The following is a 15,393-nucleotide window of genomic DNA, read 5'->3' on the forward strand; positions in this document are numbered from 1 at the left end:
TCGGGTCAGTCCTTCGGCTGGTCGATGGGGAAGGACTCGTACTTGCCCTTGTCATTGCGGTAGGCCGCCTTGAGGCCGTCGGAGACGAAGTGCCCGCTGTCGCTGATGCGGTCGGGGGCGAAGGCCACCTTGAACTTGTCATCGACGTTGCCGACGGCCTCGGGCATGGCGTCGCGGATGGCCTGCGGGTCGTCGACGGTGCCGGCCGACTTCATCGCCTCGACGAAGACCGGGAGCGACTGGTAGTTGAGGGCGATGTCGGCGTTGACCGGCTTGTCGGACTTGAACTTCTCCTTGTAGCGGGTGATGAAGTCCTCAGTGCCGTCGAACTCGGTGAGCGGGGCGATGCCGACGGAGTCGTTGAGGTTCTTGGGGTCGGTGAACTCCTCCAGCTCCTCGAACTTGGCCTGGTCGATGATCATGAAGGCGCCGTCATAGCCCTGCTTGCGGGCCTCTTCGATGATGAGTGCCGTGGGCTGCGAGGGGCCGCCGACGAGGATGACATCGGGCTTGCCTGCAAGCGTCTTGGAGACCGGGCCGGCGAAGTCGGACACGGAGCCGTAGTCGATGTTGTTGTTGTCGAGGACCTTGCCTCCGGCCTCCTTCCAGCTGGCCGTGGCGGCCTTGGTCCACTCCTGGCCGAACTCGCTCGAGGTCGTGAGGAGACCGAGGCTGCCGGTGCCCTTGGTCGCGACCTTGTCGATGAAGGGGTCGATGTAGCTGGTGAAGGAGGGCGGGATCATCACGGTGAGCTCGTTCTTGCTCGCGAGGATCTCCGGGTCAGAGCTGTAGGCCCCGAGGAGGAACTTGTCTCGCGTGGTGTTCAGCTCCTGGGCAGCCTTGATCCCACCGGCGTGAGGGACGAAGACGATCTTGGCGCCTTCCTTCTGCACGAGGCGCTGTGCGTTGGTGCCGGTCGTGCTCGGCTGGTACTGGTCGTCGAGGCTCTCGAGCTTGAGCGTGTAGTTCTTGCCGCCGATCTCCACGCCCTCGGCGTTGAGCTCGTCGATGGCCATCTGCAGACCGTTCTGGACATTGAGGCCGTACTCGGCGGAGCCCCCGCTGATGCCGGCGGAGTACCCGATGACGAGAGTCTCGCCCTCCGACGAGCCTCCTCCCCCGTCACCACCACAGGCGGCGAGCGCGGCCACGAGGCTGCCGCTCGCGACCAGGACGAAGGACCGACGCATACGGGACGATGATGCTGGGGTCATCAGGAATCTCCTCGTTGAGATGCTCAAGATATGAATCTGCGTTCAGATTCAACTCCCGCCGAAGGTAGTGGCGCCCGTCACAGATGTCAACGGAAGGCCACTTTCCGGGCGCGGCGGATCGTCACGCCGCCTGCGCGGGGAACGGTGCTCGGGCTCGGGTCTTCGTCCGTCGGCGCTCAGGCGCCGGGGACGACCTCGTCACCCACGTGCAGCTCGCCGTCGGCGAGCGGGACCAGTCGGGTGCCGAACCAGGTCCTGCCCTCCCACGCGCGGCGCCGTGAGAGGGTGCGCACCGGCTCCTTGCCGCTCGCCTGGGTCTCGGGGTCGATGGTCGTCATGACGCAGCGGTCGCAGACCTCTGCGGTGCGGAAGTCGACCTCACCGATGCGCACGGTCGGCCAGCCGTCCTCGGCGAAGGCATTGTCGCCGTCGATGACGACATTGGGGCGGAACCGGATCATGCTCAGCGGCTCGGTCGGCGCGCTCTCGCCCTCCTCGGCAGCGCGCTCGTCGACCCACGCCTGCAGCTGCGCGAGCGAGGTCTGCGAGGTCATCAGCAGCGGCCCGGCGTCGGCGAGCGAGAGCGTGTCGCCGTCCAGACCGCCGTGCGCACCGGACATCCGCCGCATGCGGGGGTCCTCCTGCCAGACGAGGCGAAGGGGGCGGCCCACCCGTTCGCTGATCCACTCGCTGACGTCGAGGTCCGCCGGCGGGGCGTAGCCCTGCCGCGAGTGGCTCACCGGGATCGGTGGGAGGCCCAGGGGGATGTCCACGAGGATGCTCTCTCCCCCGTCGTGGATGCGGATCGTCTCCTCATCGACCTGCTGCGCCCGCAGGCGCAGGAGCGCGTGCTCCTCGCGGGCCGTGACCTTTTCACCGGACGGGTCGACGAGACCCCACCGGCGGTCACCCTCGATGCCCCAGGGCTCGACGTGCGCCGACTCGATGTCCATGCCGCCGAGGGACTTGACCGGGTAGAGCCGCAGCTGGGTGACACGCATGTCCCGACGATATCCACCGGCGACACCGGCGAGCGACACCGGCGAGCGACACCGGCGGGCGACACCTGCCGGCCATGTCCGCGGACACAGCGAAGTCGTCAGGCGCTGCGGCCGCTCCACGCCTCGTGCCCGGCCTCGAGCGCGCGGAGGACCACTTCGGGCGGGGCGGAGATGGTCTGCGGGATGACCACGCCCGGCCCTCCGGGTGCTTCCTCGACGACGTCGCGCGCGTCACGTCGGGCCGCGTCCCAGCGCTCCTGGGCCTGCGGGAGCAGGCGCAGCACCACGGTCGGGCGGGCGGCCAGCACCTCGCGGTCGACCTGCGTGATGTCAGCCCACGGGATCCAGGCCGACGTGCCCTCTCCAGCAACCCGGACGCCGCGATCAGCGTTGACGCTCAGCTCGAGGGCAGGGCGGATGAGCCTCCAGATGGTGAAGGGGATCCCGACGAGACCGAAGAAGACGGCCACCGCGATGCCGAGCATCCGCAGCAGCCCCTCGCCTCCACCGAGGAGGCACAACCCGATGATGGTGAACCCGACGCAGATCATCAGCATGAAGATCATGCCGGTGCGGGCGGTGCGGAACTCGAGCTCTTCGCCGCGGGCCAGCCGGGCTGCGTGGTCACTGCTCATGGGAGCCATGATCTCCCACGCGGCTCAGGCGTCGACCGGCACCTCGTCGGTCGAGATCTCCTCTGCCCCGGGCGTACCCGGATCGAGGTGCTGGTCACCCGCGCGGCGCAGCGCGTACCAACCACCGAACAGTGCGGCAAACATGCCTGCGTCGACGTCCTTGAGGACGAGTTGCGCGCAGTGGCCGGTCTGGACCAAGAAGCCGACCGCGCCTGAGGTGGTCAGTCCGTCCTTGAGATAGAGGATGTGCCGACCGGCGGGGATGTCGAAGCGGACCACAGAACGCGTCCCGTCGAGGACCCCCAGATCGGTGGACCCGAGCATCACGTGCTTGCCGCTCAGGTGCTCCGGCGCGATGTTGCCGGTGCTGATCTCGACTGCTGCACCCATCGGGGGTACCTCCTGGTGTCCGTCGGCCCAGTCGGGCAACCGGGCCCTCATCTCCATGATGCCCGCCCCACCTGTCTCCTGTCTGCCCCATGACAGCTGTCATTACGCAGTCGTGACATCAGGGGATGGCCGGGGCCCTCCCTTCGCCAGCAGGGTGGAGCCATGATCACGACGAGCAGCCCACCGACGGGCACCACGACAGCCCCTCCCCCGCCCACGAGCGAGGGCATCCACCTCGAGGGCGTGACCAAGGCCTTCCGCTCCGGGGGCGAGGTCGTCCAGGCCGTGGCCGGCGTCGACCTGAGCATCGCGCCGGGTGAGGTCGTCGCCGTGCTCGGTCCCAACGGGGCCGGCAAGACGACCACCCTCGACATGGTGCTGGGGCTGACCGAGCCGACGTCAGGTCGGATCACCTCCTTCGGCGCGGCTCCGCGACGGGCCGTGCACGAAGGGAGGGTCTCTGCAGTCCTGCAGACCGGCGGGCTGCTGCGGGACCTCACCGCGCGGGAGACGGTGCGCTACATCGCCTCGACCTTCCCCGACCACGAGCCGGTCGAGGAGGTCCTTCAGCGAGCCGGTCTGGCGGACAAGGCCGACCGGTTGGTCTCGAAGCTCTCGGGGGGTGAGCAGCAGCGGCTGCGCTTCGCCCTGGCGCTGCTGCCCGACCCTGACCTGCTGGTCCTCGACGAGCCGACGGCCGGTATGGACGTGGCCGCTCGCCGCGAGTTCTGGCGCACGATGCACGAGGACGCGACCAATGGCCGCACCGTGCTCTTCGCGACGCACTACCTCGAGGAGGCCGACCACTTCGCCGACCGCATCGTGATGATGGCCGGCGGGCGGGTCGTCGCCGACGGCACCACCGAGCAGATCCGGGCCCGCGCGAGCGGTCGCACTGTGAGCGCCGACGTCCGCAGGGGGGACGTCGACGCCGCTGTCGAGCGCTTGCGCGGGCTCACGGGTACCGCCACGGTGACGGCCAACGGTGAGCGGGTCACCGCGATCGGAGAGGACTCCGATGCACTGGCGCGAACCCTGCTCGTCGAGTTGGGCGGTACCAACCTGGAGGTCACGACGGCCTCCCTCGACGCGGCCTTCGTGGCCATCACGGGTGAGGAGTCCCGATGAACCCCACACTGATCGGCCTGGAGCTCAAGCGGTACTGCCGCGACTACGTCGGCCTGTTCTTCATCGCGGTGCTCCCTGCCTTCATGTACGTCGTCTTCGGCGCGGCGCAGACCTTCGGCAAGGCAGACATCGGGCGCGGCAATGTCTCGCTCTACGTCATGATCTCGATGGCCGTCTACGGCGCCGTCACGGCGACCGTCTCGGTCGGCGGGTCCGCGGCGGTCGAGCGGATGCAGGGCTGGGGACGACAGCTGGGGCTGACCCCCCTTCGCGATGTGTCCTACGTGGGCACCAAGGCCGTGCTGGCCATGGTCATCGCGTGCATCCCCATCGCGCTGATCTACGCGATCGGCCTGGCCACCGGGGCGAAGGGGGACACCTGGGTCTGGTTCGCCACCGCCGGGATCACACTCTTCGCCGCGTGCCTCTTCTCGCTCTACGGGCTGATCTTCGGGCTGGCCCTGAAGTCCGAGTCCGCGGTCGGCGCGGCGAGCGGGTCGCTGGTGGTCTTCGCCTTCCTCGGCAACATCTTCATCCCGCTGTCGGGCCTGATGCTGACGATCGCGAAGTTCACCCCGCTCTACGGGATCGTCTCGTTGGCCCGCTACCCGCTGACCGAGGGCTACTCGGTCGACATGGCCGGCGAGCTCACCCACGAGGCCATGTGGGTCCCGCTGGTTAACGTGGGCGTGTGGACACTGATCCTGGGCCTGCTGACGATCCACCTCGTGCGACGGGGGCGGGACCGGCAGTGACCCGCGCCGACGGCCCGTGCTGCCCCGACGTCGACCTCGACGTCGGGGTCCCCGACCCATGGGCGCGCCACGGCTGGCTGCTCGCCGCCGTGTGGTTGGTCTTCCTCGGGTTCCCGGCCAGCTCGGTCTTCGACACGACGGTTGGCCAGCCCGCGGTCCGGGTCGCCGGGCTGCTGCTCCTCGTGGCCTTCGCGGCGATCTACATCTTCGCCTTCATGCGGTCGCAGATCGGCGTGCACGGCGGGTGGACCCGCACTCGGCTGGTGAGCGTCTACGGCGGGTTCGTCGCCCTCGTCCTCATCATGGCGCTGCTCTGGCCGATCATCGGAGCCGAGGTCCTCGGGGTGACGGCCTTCCTCGCCAGCCTCGCTGCCTTCGGTTTCCCCTTCCGCAGCGCCGTGGTCGGGGTGGTCCTGGTGACCGTCGCGGGGGCCGTCACCCTCGTCGTCACCGACTCGCTGGACGAGCTGTGGCCGCTGCTGCTCCTCCCCGCGCTCATCGGCAGCTTCGGTCTGCTGCTGCGCCGGATGATCATCGGCGACGAGCGCCGCGAGGCGCTGCAACGCACTCTCGCCGTTGCGGCCGAGCGCGACCGGGTGGCCCGCGACGTGCACGACGTCCTCGGGCACTCCCTCACCGTCGTCTCGCTCAAGGCCGACCTGGCCGAGCGCCTCGTCGACATCGACCCGGCACGGGCGAAGGGAGAGATCGCCGCCATCCGTTCGCTCACCCGCCAGTCCCTGGCCGAGATCCGCGCGACCGTCTCCGGTCTGCGGATCACCCGTCTGTCCGACGAGCGCGAGGCCGCGGTCGCCGCACTGCGTGACGCCGGGATCGAGGCGTCGGTGCCCGACGACTACGACATCGTCGACCCGGCCCACCGCATCACCGTCGCCTGGGCGCTGCGCGAGGCGACGACCAATGTCATCCGGCACAGCGGCGCCCAACGCGTCGACGTGGCGTGGGGTCCGACCTGGCTCGAGGTCACCGACGACGGCCACGGCCTGCGGGGCCGGCGTGAGGGCAGCGGCCTGACGGGACTGCGCGAGCGGCTCGCGGGAGTCGGCGGGCACCTCGACGTCGGCGAGGGCATCCCGGGCCGCAGCGGCCCGGGCACGCGTCTACGAGTGGAGCTGCCGTGATCACCCTCCTGCTGGCCGATGACCAGGCTCTCGTGCGCGGTGCGATGGCGGCGTTGCTCGGCCTCGAGGAGGACCTCGAGGTCGTCGCCGAGGTCGGGTCGGGCGACGAGGTGCTCGAGGCCGTCCGACGCACCCGGCCCGATGTCGCGGTGCTCGACGTGGAGATGCCCGGGCTCGACGGCATCTCGGCCGCTGCACAGGTGACCCGTGAGCTGCCGGGGACCAGGGTCCTGATCGTCACGACCTTCGGTCGGCCCGGCTACCTCCGCCGGGCGCTGGAGGCCGGGGCGAGCGGGTTCGTCGTCAAGGACACCCCGTCGCACGAGCTGGCCGCGGCGGTGCGCACGGTCGCCGGTGGCGGTCGGGTCGTCGACCCGTCGCTGGCCACCGAGGTCGTCATCGGTGGACCCAACCCGCTGACCGACCGCGAGCGCCAGGTGCTCGGCGAGGCGTTGGAGGGGCACTCCGCCCCGGCGATCGCCGCGCGGGTGCACCTCTCCCCCGGCACCGTGCGCAACCACCTGTCGTCGGCGATCGGCAAGACGGGCACGAGCAACCGCGTGGAGGCGGCTCGCCGGGCACAGGATCTAGGCTGGCTCTGACCCCCTTCGTCCTGTGACGAGTCAACCCGAGGAGCCCCATGCGCCCGACCCGCCCGGCCGCGGCCCTCGCCGCGCTCGCCGTGGGTGTCGGCCTGCTCGTGGGGTGCAGCGACGACACCGCGCAGGGTGACTGCCGGGCGACCAGCGCCCAGTTCTCCTGGGCCAGCCCGTCACCCGCGGACGACGAGCGCTTCGACCTCACCGGACCGGGCTGGATCGGCGGGGACTCGACCTACTCGGTGCGCCTGCCCGACCAGCGGACCCTGTGGCTCTTCAGCGACTCCTTCATCGGGGAGGTCTCCCGTAGTGGCAAGCCGGCCCCCGGCATGACGATGGTGCACAACGCGCTCATGGCCGAGAGTGAGTCGGGGCGCCTGAGCACCCGCACTGCCGAAGGTCCCGAGTCCTTCTTCCCCGACCCGAGCGCTGACAGCTACTACTGGGTCCAGGACGCCGTCGTCGAAGGCGACCAGCTCGTCGTCTTCCTGTCGCTGACCCGCAAGGTCGGCGATCAGGGTTTCGCCTGGGACCACAACGCCATGGCCCGCGTCTCGCTACCCGATCTCACGGTCACCGACATCATCGACCCGGGACCGGGGTCGCCGGACCGCGTCGCCTGGGGTGCCGGTGTCATGTCGACGCCGACCCACACCTATGTCTACGGCGTCGAGGACCTGGAGAAGACCAAGTACCTGCACCTCGCGCGGGTGCCCGCCGGCAACCTCACCGACCGCTCCCACTGGGAGTACCGCACGGACGACGGGTGGTCGTCCGATGTCACGCAGAGCGCCCGCCTGACCGACGCGGTCGCCAACGAGCTGAGCGTCTCCCCCTTCCGCGACGGCTACCTGATGATCTCCTCGGACACCTCGCAGGGTTTCAGCCCGAAGATCAACGCCTGGACGGCGTGCTCGCCGCAGGGCCCGTGGAAGGACCGGCAGACGATCTACGAGACGCCGGAGTCTGGCGGGCAGCACTTCACGTACAACGCGCACGGCCACCCGGAGATCAGCGAGGACGGCCAGCTGCTCATCTCGTACAACGTCAACACCTTCGACTTCGACGAGCTGACCCGGGACCCGACGCTCTACCGGCCGAGGTTCATCACCCTCGAGCTCGACTGAGCCCAGCGACCACCTGCCTCATCGGTCGAGGAAGAAGTCGGTCATCAGCTGCTCCCGCGGCGGGCCGTACGAGGAGAGGTCTGTGATGCCCTCTTCGGCGAGGACCTCGTCGTCGACGAGGAACCGGCCGGTGCACTCGGCAGGGGCTCGGGTGAGGATCGCGTGGCCCGCGTCCGCCATGATCTGCGGGCTGCGGCTGCGGGCCATCGTCTGCTCACCGCCGAGGAGGTTGGCCACGGCGGCCGTCGCGATGGCCGTCCTCGGCCACAGGCTGTTGGCCGCGATGCCCAGCTCGCGCCACTCCTGCGCCAGCCCCAGCGTCACCAGGCTCATCCCGTACTTCGCGATCGTGTAGCCCAGGTGAGCACCGGCCCAGTGCGGGTCGAGGTTGAGCGGCGGTGACAGCGTGAGCACGTGCGCCGCGTCCGAGGCCCGCAGGTGCGGCAGCGCCGTCCTGGCCAGCAGGAAGGAGCCGCGGGTGTTGATGTCCTGCATGAGGTCGTACTTCTTCATCGGCAGGTCCGCGGTCGGCGAGAGGTCGATGGCGCTGGCGTTGTTGACGACGACGTCGATGCCACCGAAGCGCTCGACGGTGCGGGCGACGGCCTCCTGCACCGACTCCTCGGAGCGGACGTCACCGAGGATCGGCAAGGCCTGCCCACCGGCTGCCTCGATGGCGCTCGCGGCGGTGTGGATGGTGCCCTCGAGCTTGGGGTGCGGGGTGTCGGTCTTGGCGAGGATCGCGATGTTGGCGCCGTCGCGAGCGGCCCGCTCGGCGATGGCCAGCCCGATCCCGCGGCTGCCCCCCGACATCAGGATGGTGCGTCCGGCGAGTGTGCGGTTCATGGGTTCTCCTGGGTGACGTCGTTGTCGGTGGAGCGGGGCGAAGGGGGGTCAGGCGGGCAGGCCGTCGAGCCGGGCCAGGACCTGGAGCATGACCTCGTCGGCGCCGCCGCCGATCGAGCCCAGCCGCATGTCCCGGAAGTAGCGGGCGGTCCAGGTCTCCTCCATGTAGCCCATGCCGCCGTGGAACTGGATGCACGCGTCGGCGACCTCACGGGCGAGTCGTCCGGCGGTCAGCTTGGCGACGCTGGCGCCGCGGGTGATGTCCTCACCGGCCGTGTACGCCTCGCACACGGCGGCGTTGTGGCTGCGCAGCAGCTCGACCTGCGCCTGCAGCTCGGCGAGGCGGAAGGTGACGTACTGCTTGCTGGCCAGCGGCTGGCCGAAGACCTCGCGCTCGGTGATGTACTGCCGGGTGCGGGCGAGCGCCTTGTCGCAGCTGCCGACGCTGGAGTAGGCGGCGTACATGCGCTCGATGACGAACTGCTGCATCTGCTGCTGGAACCCGCGCCCGATCTCCCCGATCGTCTGGCTCACCGGCACCCGCACCTCGTCGAGGACGAGCTCGGCGGTGTCCGAGCTGCGGTTGCCCAGCTTGTCGAGGCGTCGGGCGACTGAGAAGCCCGGGCTGTCGGTCGGGACGATGATCTGCGACATCCCGCGGTGGCCGCCCTCGTCGGAGGTGCGTGCGAGCAGGCACAGCCAGTCGGCCTGGGTGCCGTTGGTGATGTACATCTTGCGCCCGGTGACGACCCAGTCGTCACCGTCGCGCACGGCGCGGGTCCGCAGCCGGGAGACATCGGACCCGGTGTCCGGCTCGGTCACGGCGATCGCCGCGACCTCCTCGCCCGCGAGCGCGGGGGCCAGGTGCTTGCGCTTGAGCTCCGGTGTGCCGAAGTGCGCGAGCGAGGGCGTGGCCATCATCGACTGGACGCCGATGGCCATGGCCACGCCGGCGGAGTCGCTGCGACCGAGCTCCTCTGCGGCGATCATCTGGAAGGAGTGGTCCGCGCCCTCCCCTCCGTACTCGGGATCTCGCTCGAGTCCGAGGATCCCCAGCGCCGCGGCCTTGCGGAAGAGATCACGGGCCGGGAAGATCCCGGCCTCCTCCCAGTCGTCAGCGTGCGGGTTGATCTCGGTGTCGACGAAGGTACGCACGCTGGCGCGGAAGGCATGGTGCTCATCAGTGAGGCGCATGTCGTGACGCTATCGACCGATCTCGGATAAAACAAGCATGCTTGATTGTTTAGGGACTTCGTGCCAGTCTCGCCGCATGAGCGACACCGTGGCAGCCTTCCTCGACGAGTGCACCGATCTCGACGCGCTCGTCGCGCCCCTCGACGCGAGCGACTGGTCCCGGCCGACGCCTGCACAGGGGTGGACCATCGCGCACCAGATCGCCCACCTGGCGTGGACCGACGAGGTCTCCCTCCTGGCAGCGACGGCTCCCGAGGAGTTCGCCCGGGAGGTCGAGGCCGCGCTGGCCAATGTCACCGGGCACGTGGACGAGCAGGCGGCGAAGGGGGCAGCCGCTCCCCCCGCCGAGCTGCTCATCCGCTGGCGCACCGGCCGTCAGGAGCTGGCCGACGCCCTGCGAGCCGTCCCCGACGGGACGAGGCTGCCGTGGTTCGGTCCCCCGATGAGCGCTCGCTCGATGGCCACGGCCCGGCTCATGGAGACCTGGGCGCACGGTCAGGACGTCGCCGATGCCCTCGAGGTGCCCCGCGAGCCCACGGACCGCCTCCACGGCATCTGCCACCTCGGGGTGCGCACCCGCGACTTCGCGTACATCATCAACAACCTCCCCGTCCCGGCTGCTCCCTTCCGCGTCGAGCTGACGGCTCCGAGCGGCGAGGTCTGGACCTGGGGCGACGGTTCGACCACGGACAGCCTCACCGGCTCTGCCGAGGACTTCGCCCTCGTGGTCACCCAACGCCGCGAGGTCGCCGCCACCGACCTCGTCGCGACCGGCGAGGCAGGGCACTGGCTGACCTTCGCCCAGGCCTTCGCCGGGCCACCTCCGAAGCGGGCGGACGGAACCCCGTCGTGAGCATCGACACCACCGAGGTGCTGCGGGTCGGCAACTGCTCCGGCTTCTACGGCGACCGTCTCTCGGCGATGCGCGAGATGCTCGAGGGCGGCGAGCTGGACGTCATCACCGGCGACTGGCTGGCCGAGCTGACGATGCTCATCCTCGGGCGGGACCGCATGAAGGACCCGGCGACGGGCTACGCCAAGACCTTCGTGCGGCAGCTGCGCGACTGCCTCGGGATCGCCATGGACCGCGGTGTGACGATCGTCGCCAACGCCGGCGGGGTCAACACCGCCGGGCTGGTCACGGCGATCCGTGAGCTCGCCACCGAGCAGGGCCTGACGCCGGCCGTCGCCCATGTCCGCGGCGACGACCTGACCGGCCGGGCGGCCGAGCTGGGACTCGGGTCACCACTCGGCGCCCATGCCTACCTGGGCGGCTTCGGCATCGCGCGGGCCGTCACCTCGGGCGCGGACGTCGTCGTCACCGGACGGGTCACCGATGCCTCGGTCATCGTCGGTCCGGCCATCGCGCACTTCGGGTGGGGGCGCGAGGACCTCGACGCCCTCGCCGGCGCGACCGCTGCCGGCCACGTCATCGAGTGCGGGACGCAGGCGACCGGCGGCAACTACCCCTTCTTCACCGAGGTCGCCGACCTCGTGCACCCGGGCTTCCCGATCGCCGAGATCTTTCCTGACGGGTCGAGCGTCATCACCAAGCACCCCGGCACCGCGGGAGCGGTCACGGTCGACACCGTGACCAGCCAGCTGCTCTACGAGGTGCAGGACGCGCGCTACCCCGGCCCCGACGTCACGACGCGACTGGACTCCATCTCCCTTCGCCAGGACGGTGCCGACCGGGTCACGATGACCGGGGTCCACGGCGAGGCCCCGCCGCCGGACCTCAAGGTGTCGCTGACCTCCCTCGGCGGGTTCCGCAACGAGATGACCATGGTGCTCACCGGGCTCGACATCGAGGCCAAGGCCGAGCTCGCGCGACGCCAGTTCGAGCACGCGCTGACCACCGCTCCCGGCGAGCTGACCTGGTCGCTCGCCCGCACCGACCACGAGGACCCGGCGACCCAGCAGGAGGGCGCCGCGATGCTCACGGTCGTCGCCCGCGACGCCGACCCCCAGGTCGTCGGTCGGCCCTTCTCCAACGCGGCCATCGAGATCGCGCTCGGTTCCTACCCCGGCTTCCACACCACCGCTCCCCCGTCGGCGGCGACGCCGTACGGCGTCTTCACCGCCGGTCTTGTGCCGCAAGGGATCCCGGTCCACGAGGTGGTCCTGGACGACGGCTCCGTGGAGTCGGTCCCGGCACCGTCGACCACGCGGGTGCTGGAGCCGCTGACGGCCCCCGTCGAGGCGCCTTCGTCACCCCCGGGGGGACAGGCGGAGGCGGGACCGACCTGCCACATCCCCCTCGGGACGCTCGCCGGAGCCCGCTCGGGCGACAAGGGCGGCAACGCCAACGTCGGGGTGTGGGTGCGCGAGGACACCGGGGACGCAGGGTGGCGGTGGCTCTCCGCCCTGCTCACCCCCGAGCGGGTGCGCGAGCTGCTCCCCGAGACGGCCGACCTGCCACTGACGATCACCCGCCTGCCCAACCTGCGAGCGGTCAACATCGTCATCGAGGGCCTCCTCGGTGAGGGCGTCGCGTACAACGCGCGCTTCGACCCCCAGGCCAAGGGGCTGGCCGAGTGGCTGCGCGCCCGGCACGTCGACATACCGCTCGCACTGGTGCCGAAGGAGCATGGATGAGCCACCGCGACTGGCGCAGCGACGAGCTGCGCGCCCTGCGAGCCACGACGACCCGGCTCGTCACCCGCGAGGTCCTGCCCCACCAGGACGAGTGGGAGGCAGCGGGTGAGATCCCCCGCGAGCTGCACCGCACGGCCGGCGACCTCGGCCTCATCGGCGTCGGTTTCCCCGAGTCCGCGGGTGGAGGCGGCGCCGGGCAACGGGCCGCCGTCACCGTCACCGAGGCCTTCCACGAGGCGGGCGGCGCGGGCGGCGTCTACGCCTCCCTCTTCACCGCCGGCATCGCCTGCCCGCACATCGTCACCGCGGGCGACCGGGACCAGATCGACCGCTGGGTGGCCCCGGCGCTGGCCGGCGAGATGATCGGCGCCCTCGGCATCACCGAGCCCGACGGCGGGTCGGACGTCGGCCACCTGCGCACGACCGCACGAAGGGAGGGCGACGAGTACGTCGTCAACGGCACCAAGACGTACATCACGTCGGGAGCCCGTGCGGACTTCGTCACGACCGCGGTGCGCACCGGGGGTGGCGACAGCCCCGGCGCCCGTGGCCTGTCGCTCCTCGTCGTCGAGACCGACACCCCCGGCTTCGCGGTCACCCGCAGGCTCGACAAGATGGGCTGGCGCTCCTCCGACACCGCGGAGCTGTCCTTCACCGATGTCCGCGTCCCGACCAGCCACCTCGTCGGCCCGGAGAACGCCGGCTTCCTGCTCATCGGGAGCGCCTTCCTCACCGAGCGCATCGCCATCGCCGCGCAGGCCTACTCGCAGGCGCAGCGCTGCCTCGACCTGGCGACGCAGTGGTGCCGGGACCGGCGCACCTTCGGCGAGCCACTCATCTCCCGGCAGGGGGTGCAGACGACCCTCGTCGAGATGACCTCGCGCATCGACGTCGCCCGCACCTACACGCGAGCCCTCGTCGACCGCTTCGACGACGGCGAGCCGCTCCAGGACCTCATCCCGGCGGTGTGCTTCGCCAAGAACACCGCGACACAGGCCGGCGAGTGGGTCACCCACCAGGCGGTCCAGCTCTTCGGCGGGATGGGCTGCATGACCGAGTGCGAGGTGGAGCGGCAGTACCGCGACATGCGCATCCTGGGCATCGGCGGGGGCACCGTCGAGATCCTCAATCAGATGGCCGCACGACGACTGGGACTGGTGGCATGACGATCCTGAGCAGCACGCTCGACCCGAGCACACCCCAGGCACAGGCTGCGGCGGAGGCGATGCTCGTCTCCTTGGCCGAGATCGGGGTCGAGGTCGCCAAGGCCGTCGCCGGTGGCGGTGAGAAGTACACGACCCGCCACCACGACCGCGGCAAGCTCACCGCCCGCGAACGCATCGAGCTGCTGCTCGACCTGGAGTCACCCTTCCTCGAGCTCGCCCCCCTGGCCGGCTACGGGTCGAGCTTCACCGTCGGCGGCTCCGTGGTGGCCGGCATCGGCCTCGTCTGCGGCGTGGAGTGCCTCCTCGTCGCGAACGACCCCACGGTCAAGGGCGGGGCGAGCAACCCGTGGACGGTGAAGAAGACGCTGCGGATGCACGAGGTCGCGCTGGCCAACCGGCTCCCGGTGATCTCACTCGTGGAGTCAGGCGGCGCGGACCTGCCGACGCAGAAGGACATCTTCATCCCCGGCGGTGCGATCTTCCGCAATCTCACCCGACTCTCGCGCGAGGGCATCCCGACGATCGCGCTCGTCTTCGGCAACTCCACCGCCGGTGGCGCCTACCTGCCGGGGCTCAGCGACCACGTCGTGATGATCGAGGAGCAGTCCAAGGTCTTCCTCGCCGGCCCTCCCCTGGTCAAGGCGGCCACCGGCGAGGAGTCGGACGACGAGTCGCTCGGTGGCGCCGACATGCACGCGCGCATCTCGGGACTCGCCGACCACTTCGCCCGCGACGAGCAGGACGCGATCCGCATCGGTCGTGGCATCGTCACCCGGCTGAACCACCGCAAGGCGAGCGGTCCCGTGACCACGCAGCCCAAGGCCCCCCGCTACCCGGCCGACGAGCTGCTGAGCATCGTCCCGCCCGACCTGAGGTCCCCCTTCGACCCGCGCGAGGTCATCGCCCGGATCGTCGACGACAGCGACTTCGACGAGTTCAAGCCGCTCTACGGCAGCTCGCTGGTGACGGGGTGGGCCCAGCTGCACGGCTTCCCCGTCGGGATCCTCGCCAATGCCCGCGGCGTGCTCTTCAGCGAGGAGTCGCAGAAGGCCACCCAGTTCATCCAGCTGGCCAACCGCTCCAACACCCCGCTGCTCTTCCTGCACAACACGACCGGCTACATGGTCGGCAAGGACTACGAGCAGGGCGGCATCATCAAGCACGGGTCGATGATGATCAACGCGGTGTCCAACTCCACCGTCCCCCACATCTCGGTGCTCCTGGGCAACTCCTACGGGGCCGGCCACTACGGGATGTGCGGGCGCGCCTATGACCCGCGGTTCGTCTTCACCTGGCCGTCCGCGCGCTCGTCCGTCATGGGAGCGACCCAGCTGGCCGACGTCGCCTACTCGGTGTCCAGGGCGTCGGCGCTCTCGCAGGGCAAGCCCTTCGACGAGGACGGCGCCCAGGCCATGCACGCCTACATCGAGGGTCAGATCGGCGCCGAGGCGATGCCGATGGTCCTGTCCGGTCTCGTCTACGACGACGGGATCATCGACCCCCGCGACACCCGCGACGTCCTCGGGATCGCCCTGTCCGCCGTCCACACCGCACCGATCGAGGGCACGTCGTCCTTCGGCGTCTTCCGGATGTGAGGA

Annotated in this window: 15 protein-coding genes; 9 read left to right on the forward strand and 6 right to left on the reverse strand. The window is 70.3% G+C overall.

Annotation, left to right across the window (positions count from 1 at the left end; translation table 11 throughout):
- Positions 1-5: 5 nt before the first annotated feature.
- The 4 genes from ASG73_RS04985 to ASG73_RS05000 form a co-directional block, all read right to left on the reverse strand.
- Positions 6-1,214: an ABC transporter substrate-binding protein gene (locus tag ASG73_RS04985; protein WP_055991797.1), complete on the reverse strand. Its 1,209-nt coding sequence runs from the start codon at positions 1,212-1,214 to the stop codon at positions 6-8.
- 176 nt (positions 1,215-1,390) lie between these two features.
- Complete coding sequence (locus ASG73_RS04990) at positions 1,391-2,215, reverse strand: MOSC domain-containing protein (protein ID WP_055992700.1); 825 nt, start codon at positions 2,213-2,215, stop codon at positions 1,391-1,393.
- Positions 2,216-2,313: 98 nt separating this feature from the next.
- On the reverse strand, positions 2,314-2,850 hold the full coding sequence (locus ASG73_RS04995) for an STM3941 family protein (protein ID WP_156466143.1): 537 nt from the start codon (positions 2,848-2,850) through the stop codon (positions 2,314-2,316).
- A gap of 24 nt (positions 2,851-2,874) precedes the next feature.
- Entirely contained in the window at positions 2,875-3,240 is a 366-nt protein-coding gene (locus tag ASG73_RS05000) for a hypothetical protein (RefSeq protein WP_055991804.1), read from the reverse strand.
- A 162-nt stretch (positions 3,241-3,402) separates the two neighbouring features.
- On the opposite strand from ASG73_RS05000, the gene ASG73_RS05005 reads away from it, so the two are divergent.
- The 5 genes from ASG73_RS05005 to ASG73_RS05025 are packed head-to-tail and all read left to right on the forward strand — an operon-like array spanning position 3,403 to position 7,991.
- Positions 3,403-4,368 carry an ABC transporter ATP-binding protein gene (locus tag ASG73_RS05005; protein WP_082567017.1) on the forward strand — a complete coding sequence of 322 codons (966 nt, stop codon included), beginning with the start codon at positions 3,403-3,405 and terminating at the stop codon, positions 4,366-4,368.
- Complete coding sequence (locus ASG73_RS05010; protein WP_055991808.1) at positions 4,365-5,123, forward strand: ABC transporter permease; 759 nt, start codon at positions 4,365-4,367, stop codon at positions 5,121-5,123. Before ASG73_RS05005 ends, ASG73_RS05010 begins: the two co-directional genes overlap by 4 nt.
- The gene (locus ASG73_RS05015; protein WP_055991811.1) at positions 5,120-6,265 is read left to right on the forward strand and encodes a sensor histidine kinase; all 1,146 of its coding nucleotides are present in this window, start codon (positions 5,120-5,122) and stop codon (positions 6,263-6,265) included. The genes ASG73_RS05010 and ASG73_RS05015 overlap by 4 nt, the downstream gene beginning before the upstream one ends.
- Positions 6,262-6,867 carry a response regulator transcription factor gene (locus ASG73_RS05020; protein ID WP_082567018.1) on the forward strand — a complete coding sequence of 202 codons (606 nt, stop codon included), beginning with the start codon at positions 6,262-6,264 and terminating at the stop codon, positions 6,865-6,867. The genes ASG73_RS05015 and ASG73_RS05020 overlap by 4 nt, the downstream gene beginning before the upstream one ends.
- A 38-nt stretch (positions 6,868-6,905) precedes the next feature.
- Positions 6,906-7,991, forward strand: coding sequence for a DUF4185 domain-containing protein (locus ASG73_RS05025; protein WP_055991814.1), 1,086 nt, complete (start codon positions 6,906-6,908; stop codon positions 7,989-7,991).
- Between the two features lie 18 nt (positions 7,992-8,009).
- On the opposite strand, the gene ASG73_RS05030 is transcribed toward ASG73_RS05025, so the two are convergent.
- Together ASG73_RS05030 and ASG73_RS05035 are read right to left on the reverse strand one after the other, a co-directional pair.
- On the reverse strand, positions 8,010-8,837 hold the full coding sequence (locus tag ASG73_RS05030; RefSeq protein ID WP_055991817.1) for an SDR family oxidoreductase: 828 nt from the start codon (positions 8,835-8,837) through the stop codon (positions 8,010-8,012).
- A gap of 48 nt (positions 8,838-8,885) precedes the next feature.
- Positions 8,886-10,031 carry an acyl-CoA dehydrogenase family protein gene (locus tag ASG73_RS05035; RefSeq protein ID WP_055991820.1) on the reverse strand — a complete coding sequence of 382 codons (1,146 nt, stop codon included), beginning with the start codon at positions 10,029-10,031 and terminating at the stop codon, positions 8,886-8,888.
- A 76-nt stretch (positions 10,032-10,107) separates the two neighbouring features.
- Here ASG73_RS05035 and ASG73_RS05040 point away from each other — a divergent pair, with 76 nt between their 5' ends.
- Genes ASG73_RS05040 through ASG73_RS05055 form a run of 4 tightly spaced genes read left to right on the forward strand, consistent with a single transcriptional unit; the run spans position 10,108 to position 15,390 of the window.
- Positions 10,108-10,884 carry a TIGR03084 family metal-binding protein gene (locus ASG73_RS05040; RefSeq protein WP_055991823.1) on the forward strand — a complete coding sequence of 259 codons (777 nt, stop codon included), beginning with the start codon at positions 10,108-10,110 and terminating at the stop codon, positions 10,882-10,884.
- Entirely contained in the window at positions 10,881-12,629 is a 1,749-nt protein-coding gene (locus ASG73_RS05045) for an acyclic terpene utilization AtuA family protein (protein WP_235499358.1), read from the forward strand. The genes ASG73_RS05040 and ASG73_RS05045 overlap by 4 nt, the downstream gene beginning before the upstream one ends.
- Complete coding sequence (locus ASG73_RS05050) at positions 12,626-13,795, forward strand: acyl-CoA dehydrogenase family protein (protein WP_055991826.1); 1,170 nt, start codon at positions 12,626-12,628, stop codon at positions 13,793-13,795. Before ASG73_RS05045 ends, ASG73_RS05050 begins: the two co-directional genes overlap by 4 nt.
- Positions 13,792-15,390: an acyl-CoA carboxylase subunit beta gene (locus ASG73_RS05055; protein ID WP_055991829.1), complete on the forward strand. Its 1,599-nt coding sequence runs from the start codon at positions 13,792-13,794 to the stop codon at positions 15,388-15,390. The genes ASG73_RS05050 and ASG73_RS05055 overlap by 4 nt, the downstream gene beginning before the upstream one ends.
- The last annotated feature ends 3 nt before the right edge of the window (positions 15,391-15,393 follow it).

Source organism: Janibacter sp. Soil728 (assembly GCF_001428305.1).
Taxonomy (GTDB): Bacteria; Actinomycetota; Actinomycetes; order Actinomycetales; family Dermatophilaceae; genus Janibacter.

Bases quoted from the DNA above. Each gene is read 5' to 3' on its own strand.
- ASG73_RS04985 (WP_055991797.1), bottom strand. From the start codon at position 1,214: ATGACCCCAGCATCATCGTCCCGTATGCGTCGGTCCTTCGTCCTGGTC.
- ASG73_RS04990 (WP_055992700.1), bottom strand. From the start codon at position 2,215: ATGCGTGTCACCCAGCTGCGGCTCTACCCGGTCAAGTCCCTCGGCGGC.
- ASG73_RS04995 (WP_156466143.1), bottom strand. From the start codon at position 2,850: ATGAGCAGTGACCACGCAGCCCGGCTGGCCCGCGGCGAAGAGCTCGAG.
- ASG73_RS05000 (WP_055991804.1), bottom strand. From the start codon at position 3,240: ATGGGTGCAGCAGTCGAGATCAGCACCGGCAACATCGCGCCGGAGCAC.
- ASG73_RS05005 (WP_082567017.1), top strand. From the start codon at position 3,403: ATGATCACGACGAGCAGCCCACCGACGGGCACCACGACAGCCCCTCCC.
- ASG73_RS05010 (WP_055991808.1), top strand. From the start codon at position 4,365: ATGAACCCCACACTGATCGGCCTGGAGCTCAAGCGGTACTGCCGCGAC.
- ASG73_RS05025 (WP_055991814.1), top strand. From the start codon at position 6,906: ATGCGCCCGACCCGCCCGGCCGCGGCCCTCGCCGCGCTCGCCGTGGGT.
- ASG73_RS05030 (WP_055991817.1), bottom strand. From the start codon at position 8,837: ATGAACCGCACACTCGCCGGACGCACCATCCTGATGTCGGGGGGCAGC.
- ASG73_RS05035 (WP_055991820.1), bottom strand. From the start codon at position 10,031: ATGCGCCTCACTGATGAGCACCATGCCTTCCGCGCCAGCGTGCGTACC.
- ASG73_RS05040 (WP_055991823.1), top strand. From the start codon at position 10,108: ATGAGCGACACCGTGGCAGCCTTCCTCGACGAGTGCACCGATCTCGAC.
- ASG73_RS05050 (WP_055991826.1), top strand. From the start codon at position 12,626: ATGAGCCACCGCGACTGGCGCAGCGACGAGCTGCGCGCCCTGCGAGCC.
- ASG73_RS05055 (WP_055991829.1), top strand. From the start codon at position 13,792: ATGACGATCCTGAGCAGCACGCTCGACCCGAGCACACCCCAGGCACAG.